At 32.5% G+C, this 17,961-nt stretch carries 18 protein-coding genes; 17 read left to right on the top strand and 1 reads right to left on the bottom strand.

What is annotated here, in order from left to right; all coding sequences use genetic code 11:
* From wecB to JKP34_RS01200, 14 genes are all read left to right on the top strand, one after another.
* A complete protein-coding gene (gene wecB, locus JKP34_RS01260) occupies window positions 1-1,107 on the top strand; it encodes a non-hydrolyzing UDP-N-acetylglucosamine 2-epimerase (protein WP_201916894.1) in 1,107 nt (368 codons plus the stop codon).
* Window positions 1,108-1,109: 2 nt separating this feature from the next.
* Window positions 1,110-2,315: a UDP-N-acetyl-D-mannosamine dehydrogenase gene (gene wecC, locus JKP34_RS01255; RefSeq protein ID WP_201916892.1), complete on the top strand. Its 1,206-nt coding sequence runs from the start codon at window positions 1,110-1,112 to the stop codon at window positions 2,313-2,315.
* Between the two features lie 33 nt (window positions 2,316-2,348).
* Window positions 2,349-3,050, top strand: a complete 702-nt coding sequence (locus JKP34_RS01250; protein ID WP_201916890.1) for a GNAT family N-acetyltransferase — start codon at window positions 2,349-2,351, stop codon at window positions 3,048-3,050.
* Window positions 3,047-4,189, top strand: a complete 1,143-nt coding sequence (gene rffA, locus JKP34_RS01245) for a dTDP-4-amino-4,6-dideoxygalactose transaminase (protein ID WP_201916888.1) — start codon at window positions 3,047-3,049, stop codon at window positions 4,187-4,189. The genes JKP34_RS01250 and rffA overlap by 4 nt, the downstream gene beginning before the upstream one ends.
* Window positions 4,182-5,342 (top strand): TDP-N-acetylfucosamine:lipid II N-acetylfucosaminyltransferase, encoded by a 1,161-nt coding sequence (locus JKP34_RS01240; RefSeq protein ID WP_201916886.1) that lies wholly within the window; start codon window positions 4,182-4,184, stop codon window positions 5,340-5,342. Before rffA ends, JKP34_RS01240 begins: the two co-directional genes overlap by 8 nt.
* Before the next feature lies 1 nt (window position 5,343).
* Entirely contained in the window at window positions 5,344-6,642 is a 1,299-nt protein-coding gene (locus JKP34_RS01235) for an MOP flippase family protein (protein ID WP_201916884.1), read from the top strand.
* Between the two features lie 29 nt (window positions 6,643-6,671).
* Window positions 6,672-7,904: a DUF6369 family protein gene (locus JKP34_RS18415; RefSeq protein WP_394368649.1), complete on the top strand. Its 1,233-nt coding sequence runs from the start codon at window positions 6,672-6,674 to the stop codon at window positions 7,902-7,904.
* A gap of 66 nt (window positions 7,905-7,970) precedes the next feature.
* Window positions 7,971-9,257 (top strand): O-antigen ligase family protein, encoded by a 1,287-nt coding sequence (locus JKP34_RS01230; protein ID WP_201916882.1) that lies wholly within the window; start codon window positions 7,971-7,973, stop codon window positions 9,255-9,257.
* A 30-nt stretch (window positions 9,258-9,287) separates the two neighbouring features.
* Window positions 9,288-10,472, top strand: a complete 1,185-nt coding sequence (locus JKP34_RS01225) for a glycosyltransferase family 4 protein (RefSeq protein ID WP_201916880.1) — start codon at window positions 9,288-9,290, stop codon at window positions 10,470-10,472.
* Entirely contained in the window at window positions 10,473-10,964 is a 492-nt protein-coding gene (gene pssD, locus JKP34_RS01220) for a PssD/Cps14F family polysaccharide biosynthesis glycosyltransferase (protein WP_201916878.1), read from the top strand. It begins immediately after the preceding gene.
* Window positions 10,961-11,428 (top strand): PssE/Cps14G family polysaccharide biosynthesis glycosyltransferase, encoded by a 468-nt coding sequence (gene pssE / locus JKP34_RS01215; RefSeq protein WP_201916875.1) that lies wholly within the window; start codon window positions 10,961-10,963, stop codon window positions 11,426-11,428. Before pssD ends, pssE begins: the two co-directional genes overlap by 4 nt.
* Entirely contained in the window at window positions 11,425-12,189 is a 765-nt protein-coding gene (locus JKP34_RS01210) for a methionyl-tRNA formyltransferase (protein ID WP_201916873.1), read from the top strand. Before pssE ends, JKP34_RS01210 begins: the two co-directional genes overlap by 4 nt.
* Entirely contained in the window at window positions 12,189-13,049 is an 861-nt protein-coding gene (locus tag JKP34_RS01205) for a polysaccharide deacetylase family protein (RefSeq protein WP_201916872.1), read from the top strand. Before JKP34_RS01210 ends, JKP34_RS01205 begins: the two co-directional genes overlap by 1 nt.
* 92 nt (window positions 13,050-13,141) lie before the next feature.
* Window positions 13,142-14,134: an MraY family glycosyltransferase gene (locus JKP34_RS01200; RefSeq protein ID WP_236664858.1), complete on the top strand. Its 993-nt coding sequence runs from the start codon at window positions 13,142-13,144 to the stop codon at window positions 14,132-14,134.
* Here the strand turns inward: JKP34_RS01200 and cysQ are convergent.
* The gene (cysQ, locus tag JKP34_RS01195) at window positions 14,131-14,898 is read right to left on the bottom strand and encodes a 3'(2'),5'-bisphosphate nucleotidase CysQ (protein WP_201916868.1); all 768 of its coding nucleotides are present in this window, start codon (window positions 14,896-14,898) and stop codon (window positions 14,131-14,133) included. The two genes, JKP34_RS01200 and cysQ, sit on opposite strands and share 4 nt — an antisense overlap.
* An 84-nt stretch (window positions 14,899-14,982) precedes the next feature.
* Here cysQ and cysC point away from each other — a divergent pair, with 84 nt between their 5' ends.
* The 3 genes from cysC to cysN all read left to right on the top strand — a co-directional run bounded on the left by cysC (window position 14,983) and on the right by cysN (window position 17,832).
* Window positions 14,983-15,573 (top strand): adenylyl-sulfate kinase, encoded by a 591-nt coding sequence (gene cysC, locus JKP34_RS01190; protein WP_201916866.1) that lies wholly within the window; start codon window positions 14,983-14,985, stop codon window positions 15,571-15,573.
* Between the two features lies 1 nt (window position 15,574).
* Window positions 15,575-16,480: a sulfate adenylyltransferase subunit CysD gene (gene cysD / locus JKP34_RS01185; protein ID WP_201916864.1), complete on the top strand. Its 906-nt coding sequence runs from the start codon at window positions 15,575-15,577 to the stop codon at window positions 16,478-16,480.
* 62 nt (window positions 16,481-16,542) lie between these two features.
* The gene (gene cysN, locus JKP34_RS01180) at window positions 16,543-17,832 is read left to right on the top strand and encodes a sulfate adenylyltransferase subunit CysN (protein ID WP_201916862.1); all 1,290 of its coding nucleotides are present in this window, start codon (window positions 16,543-16,545) and stop codon (window positions 17,830-17,832) included.
* Window positions 17,833-17,961: the final 129 nt, after the last annotated feature.

Raw genomic sequence — 17,961 nt, 5'->3', positions numbered from 1 at the left:
ATGAAGCACTTATTTGTATTTGGTACAAGACCTGAAGCTATTAAAATGGCTCCTTTGATCAGAACTTTTCAAGAAGATTTGTCTCAGGAAGTTGTCGTTTGTGTTACAGGTCAGCATAGAGAAATGCTTGATCAGGTACTTTCATTTTTTGAAATTCAGCCTGATTATGATTTGGAATTGATGGCTCCAAATCAAACACTTTATGATATTACTGCCAAAGCGTTATTAGGATTAAAACCCATTTTGCAAAAGGAAAAGCCTGATAATATTTTTGTGCAAGGAGATACAACTACCGCCTTTATTGGTGCATTAGCAGGTTTCTATGAAAAAATTAAGGTGTCTCATATTGAAGCTGGTTTAAGAAGTGGAGATATCTATTCTCCCTTTCCTGAAGAAGGAAATAGAAAATTGGCAGGCCATTTAGCATCCTACCATTTTGCTCCGACAGACAGAGCAGTCAATAACTTAAGAAATGAAGGCATAGCTAATGAAGTTCATAACGTAGGAAATACAGTTATTGACGCGCTATTATTGGGCTTGGATATCATCAAAAATAGTGGTGAATCAGAATATGAAGCGTATTTTGAAAATTTGGATTTCAATAAACGAATTGTCTTAGTTACGGGTCATCGAAGAGAAAGCTTTGGTGAACCTTTTGAAAACATGTGTAAGGCCATGAAAGATATTGCAATGGCATATCCAGATGTTGAATTAGTTTATCCAGTTCATTTAAATCCTAATGTTAGGAAGACTGTCAATGAGATTTTAACGGGGGTTGAAAATGTTAAATTAATTGAACCCTTAGCTTACCCCTATTTGATTTGGTTAATGAATAAATCATTTTTTGTGTTAACAGATTCAGGCGGTATCCAAGAAGAGGCTCCTTCATTAGGTAAACCAGTATTGGTGATGCGTGACGTAACAGAAAGACAAGAAGGTGTAGAAGCAGGCACTGCCAAACTGGTAGGAACTAATTACGATGTCATCATGAAAGAAGCCAAGTTGCTTTTAGATGATGAAAAACATTATAAAGGCATGGCCAACGCAGTAAACCCTTATGGTGATGGCACAACAAGTAAACAGGTCTTAGATATTTTGAAAAGATAATAATGAAAGATAAGAACATAAAAGCCGTAATGGTAGGTTTGGGCTATATAGGTCTTCCTACGGCAGCTTTGATGGCAAGTAGAGGGATCAAAGTCCATGGAGTAGATGTTAATCAACATGCTGTGGATACAATCAATCAAGGTAAAATACACATTGTTGAGCCGGACTTAGATGGATTAGTTAGACATGTTGTAGATGAAAAATACTTGATAGCTGATACTAATGCTGCTCCTGCTGATGTTTTTTTAATTGCAGTGCCAACCCCATTCAAAGGAGAGCACGTCCCAGATATTTCATACGTAGAAGATGCAACCAAAAACTTATGCCCTTTTCTTGAAATTGATAATTTGGTAATCCTTGAATCAACCAGTCCGGTTGGTACTACTGAGCGTGTTAAAGAAATTATTGATGAAGAAAGACCTGAATTAAAGGGTAAGGTTCATATCGCATATTGTCCAGAAAGAGTATTACCTGGAAATGTGATCTATGAACTAGAACATAATGATCGATCAATAGGAGGTATAAATCAAAAATCGACTGAAAGGGCGATTGAGTTTTATAGACATTTTGTAAAAGGAGAATTAGTGGCAACTAATGCGCGTACAGCCGAGATGTGTAAATTGGTTGAAAACTCCTCGAGAGATGTAAATATTGCTTTTGCCAATGAACTTTCAATGATTTGCGATGAAGCAGGAATAGATGTATGGGAATTAATTAGTTTGGCCAATAGACATCCTAGAGTAAATATTCTACAGCCTGGCACAGGTGTTGGTGGACATTGCATTGCTGTAGATCCTTGGTTTATAGTTTCAGAATTTCCTAAGCAGGCTAAAATTATTAGGGCTGCAAGAGAAATTAATAATTATAAAACCGAATGGGTTATTGAAAGAGTGAAGAATAGTGCGCTAAAATTTGAACTGAAGTACAATAAAAAGCCAAAAATTGCGTGCATGGGATTAGCTTTTAAGCCAGACATAGATGATTTGAGAGAAAGCCCTGCATTACATGTAACACAAGCTCTGATCAAAGAAGGCTTAGATATTATGCCTGTTGAGCCTAATATTGAGCGGCATAAGGATTTTGAGGTTTTTTCTACTCAATCAGCAAGAGAAAAAGCAGACATACTAGTTTTCTTAGTGGCACACAGAGAATTTAGAAAGCTACTAGAAAAAGGAATTGATAAGGAGTACTTAAGCTTTGTGAATTAGATTTCAGGGATCAATCAAGGTAATTTCTAAGGGATGTATAATAAAATAGTAAAATTAGAGTGGGATTCAGAATTCTTTAATTTGGAAGTTGGTAAACTAATAATTCAAAACTCAATACCAAGTAATTTTTTAAAGGAACTTTCAAAATTCCAACTTGTTTACATCTTCTCAGAAAATAAAATATCAGAAATTGATGATCTTTTAGTAGACAAAAAAACCATTCTGACTCTTAAGCTGGATGATTCTAAAGAGTTTAAAGTAAAAGAAACAAATGGTATTATTGAACCATTTGATATTAAAAAGCATGATACATCAACCTTAATTGATTTAGCAATTCAAAGCGGTATATATTCAAGATTTAATCTAGACCCTAATATAGATGATTTATTATTTAAAAAATTATATCGGAAATGGATATTGAATTCGATTGACAAAGTTAACGCATTACAAACGCTAGTCTTTAGTTTTGAAAATAAGGTTGTGGCTTTATTAACTATTTCGATAGAAAATGAGAGTACTGCCAGCATAGGCCTTTTTGCTGTAGATTCAAATTATAGAGGCTTAGGAATTGGAATAAATATGATCAACCAAGCAATTAATTATGTTAAAGAGCAAGGTTACGACAGGTTGAATGTAGTAACCCAACTTGATAACAATTCTGCAATTAATATTTATAAAAAGGCTGGATTTAATATCATTAATCTAACATATATCTATCATTATTGGAATTTATGATACCATTTAATAAACCACATTTAACTGGAAAAGAGACGCATTATATTTATGATGCTGTAAATACAGGAAAAATATCAGGTAACGGAAAATACACTAAGTTGTGTCACGATTTCTTTTTAAAAAGATTTCATTTTAAACATTCTTTGCTAACAACTTCCTGTACTGATGGCTTAGAAATGGCAAGTATTCTAATTAATATTAAGCCGGGAGATGAGATTATAATGCCCTCTTATACATTTGTTTCAACGGCAAACGCTTTTGTGTTGAGAGGAGCAACCATCAGATTTGTTGATAGCAGGGATGACCATCCAGGCATGGATGAAGATAAAATAGAGGAGCTGATTAATGAAAAAACAAAGGCCATTGTCCCAGTTCATTATGCCGGTATAGCTTGTAATATGGACAAAATAATGTTTCTTTCAGAAAAGTATAACTTGTTTGTGATTGAAGATGCTGCACAAGCAATAGATAGTTATTACTTAAATAAGGATGGAATTAAAATACCCTTAGGTTCAATCGGTCATTTGGGAGTTTTTTCTTTTCATGAAACTAAAAATATAATATCTGGAGAAGGCGGATTATTGGTAGTAAATGACCAGCAATTTAAGAACCGTTCGGAAATCATATGGGAAAAAGGCACCAATCGATCATCATTCTTTAGAGGAGAGGTAGATAAATATGGCTGGGTGGATGTAGGCTCTTCTTTTTTACCATCTGATATTATCTCAGCATTTCTTTATGCGCAACTTGAGGAGCTAGATCAAATCCAAAAAAGAAGAATAGAGATTTGGAATCTATACTATAAGGAATTGTCAGAATGTTGTAAAGCTAATGGAATTCGCTTACCAATGGTACCTGAATATGCTACTAATAATGCCCATATGTTTTATCTGGTTTTTGACAGTAGCAATTTAAGATCAAAAGTTATAGAGAAATTAAAAGAGGTAGGTATATTATCAGTTTTTCATTATTTAAGCTTACATAAAAGTCCATTTTACATTGAAAAGCATGATGGTAGAACACTGATTAATTCAGACCGATATACTGAAAACCTTCTAAGATTACCATTGTATGTTGATTTACAGGATCAAGAAGTTCTTCAGATTACACATACAGTTAGGGAGATATTGAATGGATAATAGAATAATTCATATTGCGAGTGACGAGAAATTTATTGAAGCGGCTTATTGGTTATTTGAAAAGTCATTTCCTCAGAGAAATAGTTACTTTATAATTCTACCTAATAGAGATCATCAACTAAAATATATTAAAGATCGAGAGGATTTTTTTTTTCTTTATGAGAATGAGAAACCTGTTGAAAAAATTATAACCTTAATAGATTACAGTAATCTCATAGTATTACATAACCTTGATATCATCAAGGCAAAACTTGTATTGAACCAATCATATAAAGAGAAAAAATTTCTTTGGCTGTTTTGGGGCTCCGAGGTATATGATAACCCAATTTTATTTGGAGGAAAATTAATTGGTAGTTTAACAAAAAAAAGTTTTTTAATCAATACTATTACCACCCAGTTAAAAAATATTTTCAGACCTATTTATTATCGTATTATCAATAATTCTTCTGACCGATTTTCTCTTATCTTGAAAGCATCAAAGAAAGTAGATTATTTTGGAGTGCCATTTAAAGAAGAGTTTGAATTAATGTCAAACTTGAACGTTTTGAGTAAGAATTGTCAGTTTGTGAAATTCGCTTATTATCCTTTAGAATTTATTTTTGAAGGTTCTGCTGAGCTTAAAGTAAAAGGTAATAATATTTTGATAGGTAATTCATCCTCTATCACAAATAATCACATTGAGGTTTTTAATATACTGCGAAAAGCAAATATAGGAACGAGTAACTTAATTGTTCCTTTAAGTTATGGAGATAAAACCTACAGAGATAAAATAATTCGGAGTGGTAATAAATTTTTTAAGGATGCTTTTAATCCTCTTACTAGTTTTATGAGACTGCAAGATTACAATAAAATTTTACAGTCTTGTGGAATTGTTATCATGAATCATTATAGACAACAAGCATTCGGTACAATCATTGGCATGGTTTGGATGGGAGCTAAAGTTTTTCTTAGTAATAAGAATACTATTTATCATTATTTTATCAGGATAGGACTTGTTGTTTATAATATTGAACAGGACCTTTTAAATCAGAAGGATAGTTTAACTTGCTTAAGTGAAAATGAGATAAATCAGAATAGAAGAATATTGAAAAGTGAGATTTCGTCTGAGGAGTTAATATACAGTTTACAAGAAGCCTTTAATAAGCATTTATAGTATGAATGATTACTCTAAGGAAGCTACTTCTGGTGTAAAGTGGACAACTTTATCCACTTTGGTCAATGCAATTTCGTCATTATTAAGGTTATCTATCTTAGCAAGATTCCTAGATAAAGAGGACTTTGGCCTGATGGCTTTAGTAATGTTTGTCCTTGGTTTTATGATGCTATTTATGGACATGGGTTTAACTGCTGCAATACTTTCACGGAAAGAAATAAGCAAAAAGGAATTTTCAAGTCTATATTGGTTGAATTTAATCTTTAGTATTTTTCTTTACCTTCTGGTATTTTTATTGGCTCCAATAACATCTGTTTTTTATAAAGAACCAGAATTAAATCAGTTAATTCCTCTTGCAGGTTCAACTCTCATTATATCCTCAATGGGAAGACAATATAAGACGTTAGAGTATAAAAACCTTTGTTTCAAATACGTTTCAATATTTGAAATAATTGCTGCGACTATTTCTTTAGTTGCTGGAATAATTTTAGCTATAAATGATTTTGGTGTGTACGCTTTAGTCTATGCTACAATAATTCAATTCTTTATTCTTAATATTTTTTTATTGGTTAGGGGACTTAATTCTTATGGATTGAGTTTTCATTTTTTTTTGAGAGAAACAAAGCCTTTTGTTAAAATTGGAGCCTATCAGGCAGGAGGTCAGGTAGTTAATTATTTTAATAGAGATATTGATATATTATTAATTGGCAAGTTCTTTGGTGCTGATATTCTGGGTGGTTATAGCTTAGCAAAGCAGTTGATATTGAGACCTGCGCAAATAATTAATCCTATTTTAACTAAGGTGGCAAGCCCTTTTCTAGCTAAATATCAAGAAAAAACCAAGCTCTTAAAGGAGCAATATTTAAAATTAGTCAATATAGTTGCAACTGTAAATATTCCAATTTACCTATTGATTTTGCTATTTTCACCTTTTTTTATCACCATACTTTATGGCGATGAGTATACAAATATTTCTGGGATTGTTAGGATATTATCTTTGTACATGATTTTTAGAGCAATAGGAAATCCTATAGGAAGTTTAGTAGTAGCAACAGGAAGAACAGATAAAGAATTTGTATGGAATTTATTTACCTTGATAATTATACCTATGGCCATTTTTATTGGTTCGCAGTTTACCATAGAAATAGTGGCTCTGTCATTAGTACTAACAATGATTTTATTATTCGTTCCAAGTTGGTGGTTTTTAGTTAGACCTTTGGTCAAAGCCTCTTTAAGGGAATATATTGAAGCTATTATGCCTAACCCTTTTAGACTTATGAGTTTTATTAGAGGAAAATAATACTTTCAATCATCTATAAGTAAAAGCACATGATAATTTTCATAATTTTATGTATTTATTTTATTTTTCTCGGATTATTGTTTATCGAGCCAAAATATAGATCATTTGCTTCCATTACTTTTATTACTACTCTCTTTATCTTCCCTTCCTCTTCCTTTTTTGTTCAATATTATTTTAAATATCAGTTTTTCGCATGGTATTTTTTTATGATTGGGCCAACCCTAATTTATTTTCATAAAAAATTTATTCGGGGGAAGCTGAAGTGGTTCTCTGTAAAGAATATTTTTTACCTATCTTCTTTTACCTTAATTTTTTTAATCTATGGATTATTAATTGAGTCAAAGAGTATTATTCATGTGCTTATTGATTTAAAGGTTGTATCATTGTTTTTTTTTGGAATTATATTCTATTATACGTGCAAAGAGTATTTGAGTGGGTTCTTTGAAAGCAAACTATGGAAAAGGCTTCTCATTATTAATCTAGTAATTGACTCATTCTTGTTTTTTTTAAATTATCAATATGGTCTTTCTTATTTAATTAGTAATGATAAGTTTTACTTAGTTAATGATGTAGCTAGATATAGTGATTTAAGCCTCCCATTTTTGATAGTTTTTATGATTTATAAAATTTCTTTTAAAAGAAACATCTCGTGGGTTGAGTTTTTAAGTGTTGTTTTGCCGATTTTTTATAGCGGTAATCGAACTACGTTAATTATATTATTTGTAATAGCTATTCTTTATTTGTGGCGTCTAGGTTTAATGAAGTTTCTAAAATATGGGATGGTGTTTTCTATTATAATTCTTTTCACTTCGCTCTTGTTTGTCTTTTCTACAGATCAAAATATTATAGGTAGATTTAAAACTTTATTTGACAAGGAGGTTGTTGTTAAAAAGTTAAGCTCGCGTTTTGAGCCAGTGTTTCTTGAATTCAATGACTGGGATAAGAGTTACTATTGGGTTTTTGGTAAGGGTTTTGGTAAGTCCATTTATATACCATGGTTTAGTTATAGAGATAATATCAACGATTACAATGCCTATGTGGACAACTTATATTTTACATTATTTATAAAATTCGGTTTATCGAGCATTTTAATCTATTTTTATTTAATAAACTATTACAAATTTCTTTTTCAAAGAAGGTCACTATGTAATCTTTTACTATTGTATTTTTCAATTATAGGTTTGACCACGGCATTCATTTATCAATCATCTTTTTTGGTCTTTTTATTGAGTCCTGCATTAGTCTATAGGAAATACATTTAAAATTATTTATTGCGAGACTATCTTTAAAGTATAGACTTTCAGTTTTGCATTAAAAAACTCTGTAATATGAAGAGATTGTCAACTAAAATTAAATTTTATGCTAATATTAGCGTATCCAATCTTTTGGTTTACGCCATCGTTTTTACATTACCGTTAAATGTTCGGGCAAATGGTTTATTTATTATTTTATTCACCCTTGTTAGTCTTTATGAATACTTTAATGGAAAAAAAGACTTTAATTTTAGACAAAATAGAAAATGGATCTTAGTTTTCTCTTCTTTATTCTTGGTGCAGCTTATAGGACTTTTCTATTCTGATGAAAAAGAATCTGCTCTGGCCGTTTTAGAAAGAAGTCTAACACTAATTATATTTCCACTGGCAATAATTCCAGATAAAAAGAAATCAAACTTAAGATTTCTAACAAGAATTATTTTGGTACTTATTGTTTCTTGTTTGGTAGTAATTATTTCTTCTTGGAGTTATGTTATTATTGATAACTTCCAATCAGGAAGGAGGTTTTCCTACATTTTTCATTGGGCTTATTCCCACAATCAACTCATTCAATTCTTCGATGTAAGTGGTAATTACTTTGTTATGTATTTAATTTTCTCAATGAGTACGATTATTTATCTTATTGATCGCAAAATTCTAAGTGGAGCTTTAATATATTATCTTTTATTCATTGTGGTTATATTTTTTGGATTTATTCTTCATTTAAATTCTAAGATTGGAGTCATTATTATTCTAATATTTTCATTTTTTTATTTCGTTAATAAGGCTGTTATTCAAAAATCAATTAGACCGATTTTTGGAGTTATTTTGGTTTTTTCTCTTATAATTATTGCAATTAATAATATGTCTTATTTCAAGAAAAGAGTGTTTGAGTATGCTGTGAATATTGAGAAAGGTGAGGTTAGGATCAAAGAAGGCCGATTAAATCAATGGAAGGCAATAATAAATAATTTTGACGGGAATGTAATTTTGGGGTATGGAACCGGAGCAACAAAAAAACATGTTTTAAGATTTTATGAAAAGGAGGGTTTAAGTAAGGCTATTAAATATAAATATAATGCGCATAATCAATTTATTCAATTTTTCATTGCCAACGGATTACTTGGGGTGTTTTGTTTTTTATTATGCATAGTTTTACCGCTGAAACTAGCATTAAGTAGTAAAGATTGGATTTTTGTCTCTTTCATATTTGTTTTTTTCTTTACTTCTTTGGTGGAATCGACACTGTTAAGACAGAAGGGTATAGTATTCTTTGCACTTTTTAACTCTCTTTTAATTGCAAATTTCTCGAAAAGAACGTTTTTCAGTAATAAGTCTCAAAGTAAAGTTTTAAATATTTAAGTAATTATTCACTTATAAATCTTAGCAATTGTGTCTAAAGTAAGAGTATTGCATGTGCTATACGAATCCTTGCCTATAATTTCGGGATCTACTATTAGATCTAGAGATATATTAGATAGTCAACTAAACAGTGTAAATATTCACCCGGTGGTGCTTACTTCTCCGTTTCAAAGCGGAGAGAGTAAATTAGATATTATTAACGGAGTAAAAACTTATCGGTATCTTGGAAATAAAAATGAAACTGCCTCAGAAAACATTAGAAAAAACCCCATTGTTCTTCTAAAAAAATTCTTGAGGATATTCTTATTTACCTTCAGGATTATTAAAGTATCAAAGCTTGAAGAAATTGATGTCATCCATGCACATGCTATGTTTTTCTGTGCTATATCATCAAAGATGGCTGGCCTATACCTAGGAAAGCCTGTTGTTTATGAGGTAAGATCTTTGTGGGAAGAAAGAGGAAGGCTATCTCGACCATTCTTAACTCGGATTTTTGTTTGGTTAGAAAACATAAGTCTTAAAGTCTCAAATAGTGTAATTTGTATTAATGAAAATCTGAGAAGGGAACTGATAGATCGAAGCAATCTGAAAAAAGAAATTTATATCGTACCTAATGCTGTTAATTTTAATCAGATAAAACAGGCAAGTTTAAATATCTCAGGAGAATTAACTTTTGGATACATAGGGACCTTGAGTCCAATCGAAGGACTTGATTTACTTCTTCAAGCAGCGTACGACCTGAAAAAAATCGGTATAGAAATCAAAATTAAACTTTTTGGTACAGGGGTATATGAAGATAGTTTAAAGAAGATGTTAATAAAGTTAAATTTGAATAATGTTTCTCTAATGGGTTCAATAAGTCCAGTTGATATTCATCTAGCATATAGACAGGTTGATGTTATTGTTAACCCTAGGAAAAAGTCAAAATTAAGCGATATGGTTACTCCATTAAAACCCTTAGAAGCACTAGCTTATAGGAAGTTACTTTTGGTGAGTGACGTGGGTGGCATGAAACAGCTTATATCTCAAGATGATATAGTTTATAATTTTTCAGCTGATGATAAGGAAAGCTTAAAAAACACTTTGGTGAAAGTTCTAAATAGTTCAGCTAAAGAAAGAATGAAACGAATTGATAATGGCTATAATTTTGTACTAAAAAATAAAAATTGGACTAGTAATGCTGAAAAATATTATTCAATTTATAAAAACCTTTAAATGAAAAAGGATGCAATTATACTCGCGTATGGTGGCGGGGGGCATAATGAACAAATGATAAGGTTGAATTATCAGTTAGATGATTTAATTCCTGATTCATTGAAGCCAACTATGATTTCTGTATGTAATGTAGATGTTAGAAAGCCAATTACAAAAGAAGTCTATTTTATAAGTACACCATTGTTTAAGAAAAGTTTTAAGGAAATCTATAAACTACCTATTTCGATAATTAAAGCAGTATTAACTGCGATCAGAATTAATCATAAGTATAAAGTCAAATTGGTAATTTCGACAGGACCTTTAATAGGTGTTATAATTTCACTTATTTCTAAATTAATGGGTGTCAGAATTATTTATATTGAAACTTGGTCACGTTTTTATAGTAAATCTTTATCTGGAAAACTAGCATATCTATTTTCAGATTATTTTTATATTCAAAACGAGAGTTTAAAATCTGTCTATCCAAAGGCTATTTATAAATCAAGATTATGAGATTTTTTATTACTGTAGGAACAACTCCTTTTGATGACTTAATTAAGACATGTGATAAATTAACCCGAAATTTCGTTGATACTGAGTTTATCGCTCAAATTTCAAATGGATCTTATGAGCCATCAAATATGAACTACTTCTCTTTTACTGATGACATTAATAGTTTTTATAGTAATTCAGACCTTATCATTTGCCACTCTGGAGCTGGTACAGTTTATAGACTTTTAGAACTAGGAAAAAAAGTTCTGATAGTTCCCAATTTAGATAGAAGAGAAGATCATCAGTTAGAATTGTGTAAATTTGTTGAAACTAATAACTTTGGACTAGTTGCGTATAATTTAAATGATTTGGAGAAGCTCATTAAAAGAGCCCTCTTTTTCAAAACTAGAGTATACTCAAAAGATGAGGAGTTATTATTAGCAAAAGATATCAATAGATTAATAATGAAATATTATAATAGATGAAAGTTGTGATAATAACACAGGATGATCCATTCTATTTGGCAAAAAATATAGATTATTTACTTGATCAATTACCTAAAGATATAGAGGTTCCTGCCTGTGTACTTTTCGATGTTTCTCCATTTGGTAAAAAAGAATCGTTTTTCCAGAAATTAAAAAAAACCTGGAAAATTTTCGGTATAGCTTTCGTAATAAATTATGGATTTTCGTTTATTAAAAATAGATTTAGTCCTGAGACAAAAATTAGGAAAGTCCTAAATAAACGTAATATACCCATCATTGAGCTTGAAAAGGCAATTAACAACCCTGAATCCTTAAAAATTATTAATAGTTTTGAACCAGATGTATTAGTTTCAATTGCTGGGAATCAAATATTTAAGAAACCACTCATTGAATTAGCACCTAAAGGTTGTATAAATCTGCATACCGCTTTATTACCTAAATATCGAGGATTAATGCCATCTTTTTGGGTTCTGAAAAATGAAGAGGAAAAAACAGGAGTGTCGGTTTTCTTCGTAGATGAAGGTATAGATAGTGGTCCAATAATTGTTCAGAAGGAAGTTGTAATTGGTGATATGACACAGAAGGAGTTAATAAATTATACAAAAAGGTTGGGAATGGATGCAATTAAGGAGGCTCTTGTTGCTATTAAAGAAGATGCTGTAAAAGTAATTCCTAATCCTCAGGAAAGGATGACATATTTTTCATTTCCCACTAAAAATGATGTGAAAGAATTTAAAAAAGCAGGAAAGAAATTCTATTGATGAACATTCTTACATTCGATATAGAAGAATGGTTTCACATCTTAGACAATGAATCCACCAGAACAGAATCCGATTGGAGCAAGTACCCGTCTAGAATTTATGAAAACATGAACAAGTTGTTTCAGCTTTTGGAAGAGAATAATGTAAAAGCAACTTTCTTTTGTTTAGGGTGGATCGCAAAAAAATATCCGAAAATAATACAACAAATTGTAGAAAGAGGATATCATATTGGTTCACATTCAAATTTGCACCCTCTTGTATACGAAATGACTCCTGAGAAATTTGAAGAAGATTTACGTATTTCTTTAGATAAACTTGAACAGGCTGCAGGACGAAAAGTTGACTCTTATAGAGCCCCTGGTTTTTCAATTACAAAGGATGCTTTGTGGTCATTTGAAATATTACATAAGTATGGTATAAAGTATGATGCATCAATATTTCCTGCTGAGAGGTCTCATGGTGGTATTCCAGTTTTGAAAACACCTGAACCATTTATTTTAAGATATAATAACATTGAGTTAAAGGAGTTTCCAATTAATTACTATGCCTCATTAGGCCAAAAACTAATATTCTCTGGTGGAGGCTATTTTAGAATTCTACCTTATCCCGTAATTAAGAAGTTTTTTACAAAAGGAAATTATAATATGACCTATTTTCACCCAAGAGACTTTGACCCTAACCAACCTATTATTCCAGGATTGAATGGAGTAAGAAAATTTAAGTCATATGTTGGACTAAAGGGCGCATATAAAAAGTTAGATAAGTTAATAAAAGACTTTAAATTTGTTGATCTTAATGAGGCAAACTCACAAATTGATTGGGTTAATGCCAAAATTGTTGATTTATCTAATTTAAATTAATGCCACGAACGCTAGCCAGCCTTATAACTTCCTTTATTCTATGCTTCCTTTTAACCCCTCTCGTTATAGGGTTTTTTAAGAGAAGAAACATAATGGATAAGCCAGGAGGAAGAAAAATCCATACGGGAGATACACCCAGTATGGGTGGAATAGCCATATTCTCTGGAGTAATGTTGGCAATCGCTATTTGGATGCCATTTCCGCATATTCAGAAATTCAAGTTCCTTTTTGGAGCAATGGGTGTTATGTTTTTGGTCGGACTTCGAGATGATCTGGTTCCTGTTCGTCCTTTAGTAAAGCTCGCTGCTCAGTTGCTTGCATCTACAATGATAATATTTCTGCTAGATATTAGATTGAGTTCTCTTTATAACCTTTTCACTATAGATCAGCTACCCTATATCATCAGCGTCACGTTAACACTCTTTACTTTTATCGTTATTACTAATTCTTATAATTTAATCGATGGGTTAGATGGTTTAGCGAGTAGTATTGGTATAATAGCCTTTTTCTTTTTTGGGATCTATTTCTTTTTGGTTGGTATAGTGCAATACTCTATCATATGTTTTTCTTTTATAGGTGCACTAATTGCATTTCTAAACTTCAATTGGCAACCTTCAAGAATCTTCATGGGAGATACCGGAGCTCTATTGATAGGCTCGGTACTTTCTGTAATCACCATAAAGTTTATAGATTATAATTTCCACCTACCTTTGGATAATCAATTTAGGATTGAGTCGTCCGTTGGTGTGGGAATAGCAGTTATTATTATTCCTCTATTTGATACTTTGCGAGTATTTATTTCCAGAGCATTGAAAAAGAAGTCTCCTTTTTCACCCGATAAAACTCATATTCATCATTTGTTAATGCGATTAGGCTTTAGCCATTCTGGAACAACCCTTATCATAATTGCTGTAAATATTGGTATTATATTATTAGCACTAGCACTAGATTTTCTTGGAGATAATCTTCTAGTTCCCATTGTTATAGCTACCTGTGTAATTCTGAGTGTTTCTCTCGATCAGTTAGTAAAAGAATCAGTTGCCAGGAAAAAGCAGAAAATCTCCAAGAGGTTTAGAAGAGACTAGAAACCTAAACAAAGGAAACTACCATTTAGGAGGTTCTCTTTATTGTAATCAAACCTTTCTTTTTCGGTATTCCCTTTAAACACTTTTCCACCAGCAGCTTCAAGTATAGCCTGACCAGCTCCAGTATCCCATTCCATTGTTGGCCCATGTCTATAATAAATGTCTGCTTGTCCTTCAGCTACCATACAAAATTTTAAAGAACTTCCGACTGAGATACTATCTTTTACCTGGTAGGTTTTTAATAATTCATCTTCTTCTGGCGAAGCATGTGAAGCACTTCTTACGGCAATTCTTTCTTGGGACTTATTGTTGACCTTAATTGCAATTTCTTCACCGTCAATAACTTTCATTGCTCCCGTATTGTCTCCAATATAAAATACACCAGTAGCTGGAACGTAAATTACGCCCATAACCGGATAGCTTTCATCAATAAGTGCGATGTTAACAGTAAACTGGCCGTTTCTTTTGATGAACTCCTTTGTTCCATCTAGAGGATCAACTAACCAAAATTTAGTCCAGCCTTCTCTTTCTTCGTAAGCAATATTTCTACCTTCTTCGGAGAGAATAGGATATTTTGTGACTAATCTTTCTAGTTCTGGCTTTATTACATTTTCAGATGCTTTATCTGCCAGGGTAAGGGGGCTGTCATCTGCTTTGTAGTCAACTACATTACTTAAATCAGCATTATTATAAATGTCCATTATGGCTTCACCTGCTTTCTTTGCAATAGCCATTATTTCTCTGGTAAGTTCTCTTTGATCCATTAATTTTTATTTTAAATCGAAATTACATATCTGAGCTCTATTATAATAGTTTGATAGTGTTAACTTTGTCAAAAAAATAATACTTTGGAGAATATTTATCCTATTTTTGACACCATTCTTTCTAGAGAAGACAAGCAAAAACTGCTTAAACAGCGAGCCATAGTGGTTTGGATGGTTGGTCTATCAGGTTCCGGTAAGAGTACTCTAGCTAGAGCGCTAGAGAATACCTTGCATGAAGAAGGATATTTAACACAGCTATTAGACGGGGATAACCTAAGAGTTGGTTTAAATAATAACCTAACTTTTAGTGAGGAAGATAGAAAAGAAAATATCAGAAGAGCTGCTGAAACTGCCAAATTATTTATGAATGCAGGTTTAGTAACAATTTGCTCTTTCATAAGCCCGGTTGAAAAAGTACGTCAAAGGGCTCGAGAAATAATAGGTGAAGGCTATACGGAAGTATTTATTGAATGTCCTTTGGAAGTTTGCGAGCAACGAGATGTAAAAGGGTTATATGCCAAAGCAAGAAAAGGGGAGATACCAGATTTTACTGGTATATCTGCACCTTTTGAAGCTCCAACAAGTGCAGATATTACTGTTAATACGGCAGAACAAACATTAGAAGAAAGCCATCAAATATTGGTACAACAAATTTTAGACAGAATAAAATATTAATATGTCATCTTACAATTTATCACACCTTGATCAACTTGAAGCAGAGGCAATCTACATTTTTAGAGAAGTAGCAGCTCAATTTGAGAAGCCAGTCATACTTTTTTCTGGAGGTAAGGATTCTATCACAATGGTGCACTTAGCCCAGAAGGCTTTTTGGCCTGCAAAAATCCCTTTTCCTTTATTACATATCGATACAGGTCATAACTTCCCGGAAGCACTAGAGTTTAGAGATAATTTAGCCAAAAGATATAATGTAAACCTCGATGTTGGTCTAGTTCAGGACTCAATAGATAGGGGAACGGCCAAGGAGGAAAAGGGAATTAATCCTAGCCGTAATACCTTACAATCAATCACCTTATTAGAAAAACTTGAAGAAGGAGCCTATGATGCTGCTTTCGGTGGTGGTAGAAGAGATGAAGAGAAAGCCAGAGCTAAAGAAAGATTCTTTTCACATAGAGATGACTTCGGGCAGTGGGATCCTAAAAACCAGCGTCCTGAACTTTGGAATTTATACAATGGTATGAAGGCACCCGGTGAATCCTTTAGAATCTTCCCAATCAGTAACTGGACCGAGATGGACGTATGGCAATATATTAAAAAAGAGAAAATCGCTCTTCCAAGTATTTATTTTTCTCATCAACGTAATGTGGTAAATAGAGGCGGTGTACTTATTGCCGAATCTCCTTATAATACATTGTTGGAAGGAGAAAAGTACGAGGAAAAAACAATCAGATACAGAACTTTAGGCTGTATGACCATTACAGGTGCTGTTGAATCTGACGCAGATGATTTAGATAAAATTATTGAAGAAGTAGCAGCAGCTAGACAAACTGAAAGAGGTAATCGTGCAGACGATAAACGTTCAGAAGCTGCTATGGAAGAGAGAAAGAAACAAGGTTACTTTTAGAATTACTCCCACAATATTAAAGGACTTGCAACAAGCTAATAAGCTTTTCAAAATATTAACTAATGGAACAACAAACTGAAAATCAATCAGCTGCTAAAGGATATTTAGACATGGATTTGCTACGCTTTTCTACTGCAGGAAGTGTAGATGATGGTAAAAGTACTTTGATTGGTCGATTGATGTATGATACCAAATCAATCTTTGAAGATCAGATTGATGCCATTGAAACCTCTAGCAAAAATCGGGGCGATGAGCATGTGAATCTTGCTTTACTAACGGATGGTTTAAAAGCTGAAAGAGAGCAAGGGATCACCATAGATGTAGCCTATAGATATTTCGCTACTCCAAAGAGAAAATTCATCATAGCGGATACTCCTGGTCACATTCAGTATACACGAAATATGGTTACAGGTGCCTCGACTGCTAATTTGGCCATTATACTGATTGATGCACGAAAGGGCGTAATTGAACAAACAAAAAGACATTCATTTATAGCTTCATTACTTCAGATAAAGCACGTTGTGGTATGTATCAATAAGATGGACCTTGTTGATTATTCTGAAGAGGTTTTCGAAGATATCAAGAAACAATATATGAGCTTTGAGTCGAAGCTTGAGATTCCGGATATCAGATTTATTCCAATTTCAGCACTGAACGGTGATAATGTTGTGGATAAGTCTAAAAACATGGATTGGTATGAGGGGCCATCACTATTGTGGACATTGGAAAATGTGCAGGTTGCTTCAGATAGAAATTTAATTGATGGAAGATTTCCGGTTCAATGGGTGATTAGGCCACAGTCTGATAAGTATCATGACTACAGAGGCTATGCCGGTCAGGTATGTGGAGGTATTTTCAGAAAAGGAGAAGAAGTAACTGTATTACCTTCAGGATTCACTTCCAAAATTAAAGCCATTAATACAATGAATGGTGAATTGGAAGAGGCTTTCCCACCAATGGGCACCACTATCACCTTAGAAGATGAGATTGATATCAGTCGGGGTGATATGTTAGCTAAGCCAAACAATCAGCCAACTGTAGGCCAGGATATTGAAATGATGATTTGCTGGTTAAATATTAATCCTCTTAAAATGGGGGGTAAATATTTGGTAAAGCATACTACCAATGAAGCAAAGTGTATCATTAAAGATGTTAAGTATAAAGTTAACGTCAATACACTTGAGAAGAACGAGGAGGATAAAGATATAGGAGCAAATGATATAGGGCGCATTACAATAAAAACTGCGAAGCCTCTTCTTTATGATTCTTACCGAAAAAATAGATATACTGGCTCAGTTATCATTATAGACCAATTCTCACATGAAACGGTCGGGGCAGGAATGATCATTTAGTTATACTAAGAAATTAAATATGGCCTTAATAGTGTAAACTATTGAGGCTTTTTTATGCCAAATACACTCAGTTTTTCAATTTCAAGCTTAAAAATTCTAACTTTACGACCTTATAAAAAATCAATAGTG

The organism is Marivirga atlantica (genome assembly GCF_016734805.1).
GTDB lineage: Bacteria > Bacteroidota > Bacteroidia > Cytophagales > Cyclobacteriaceae > Marivirga > Marivirga atlantica.
The sequence above is the reverse complement of the archived record's forward strand: the minus strand, read 5'-3'. Positions and strand labels throughout refer to the sequence as shown.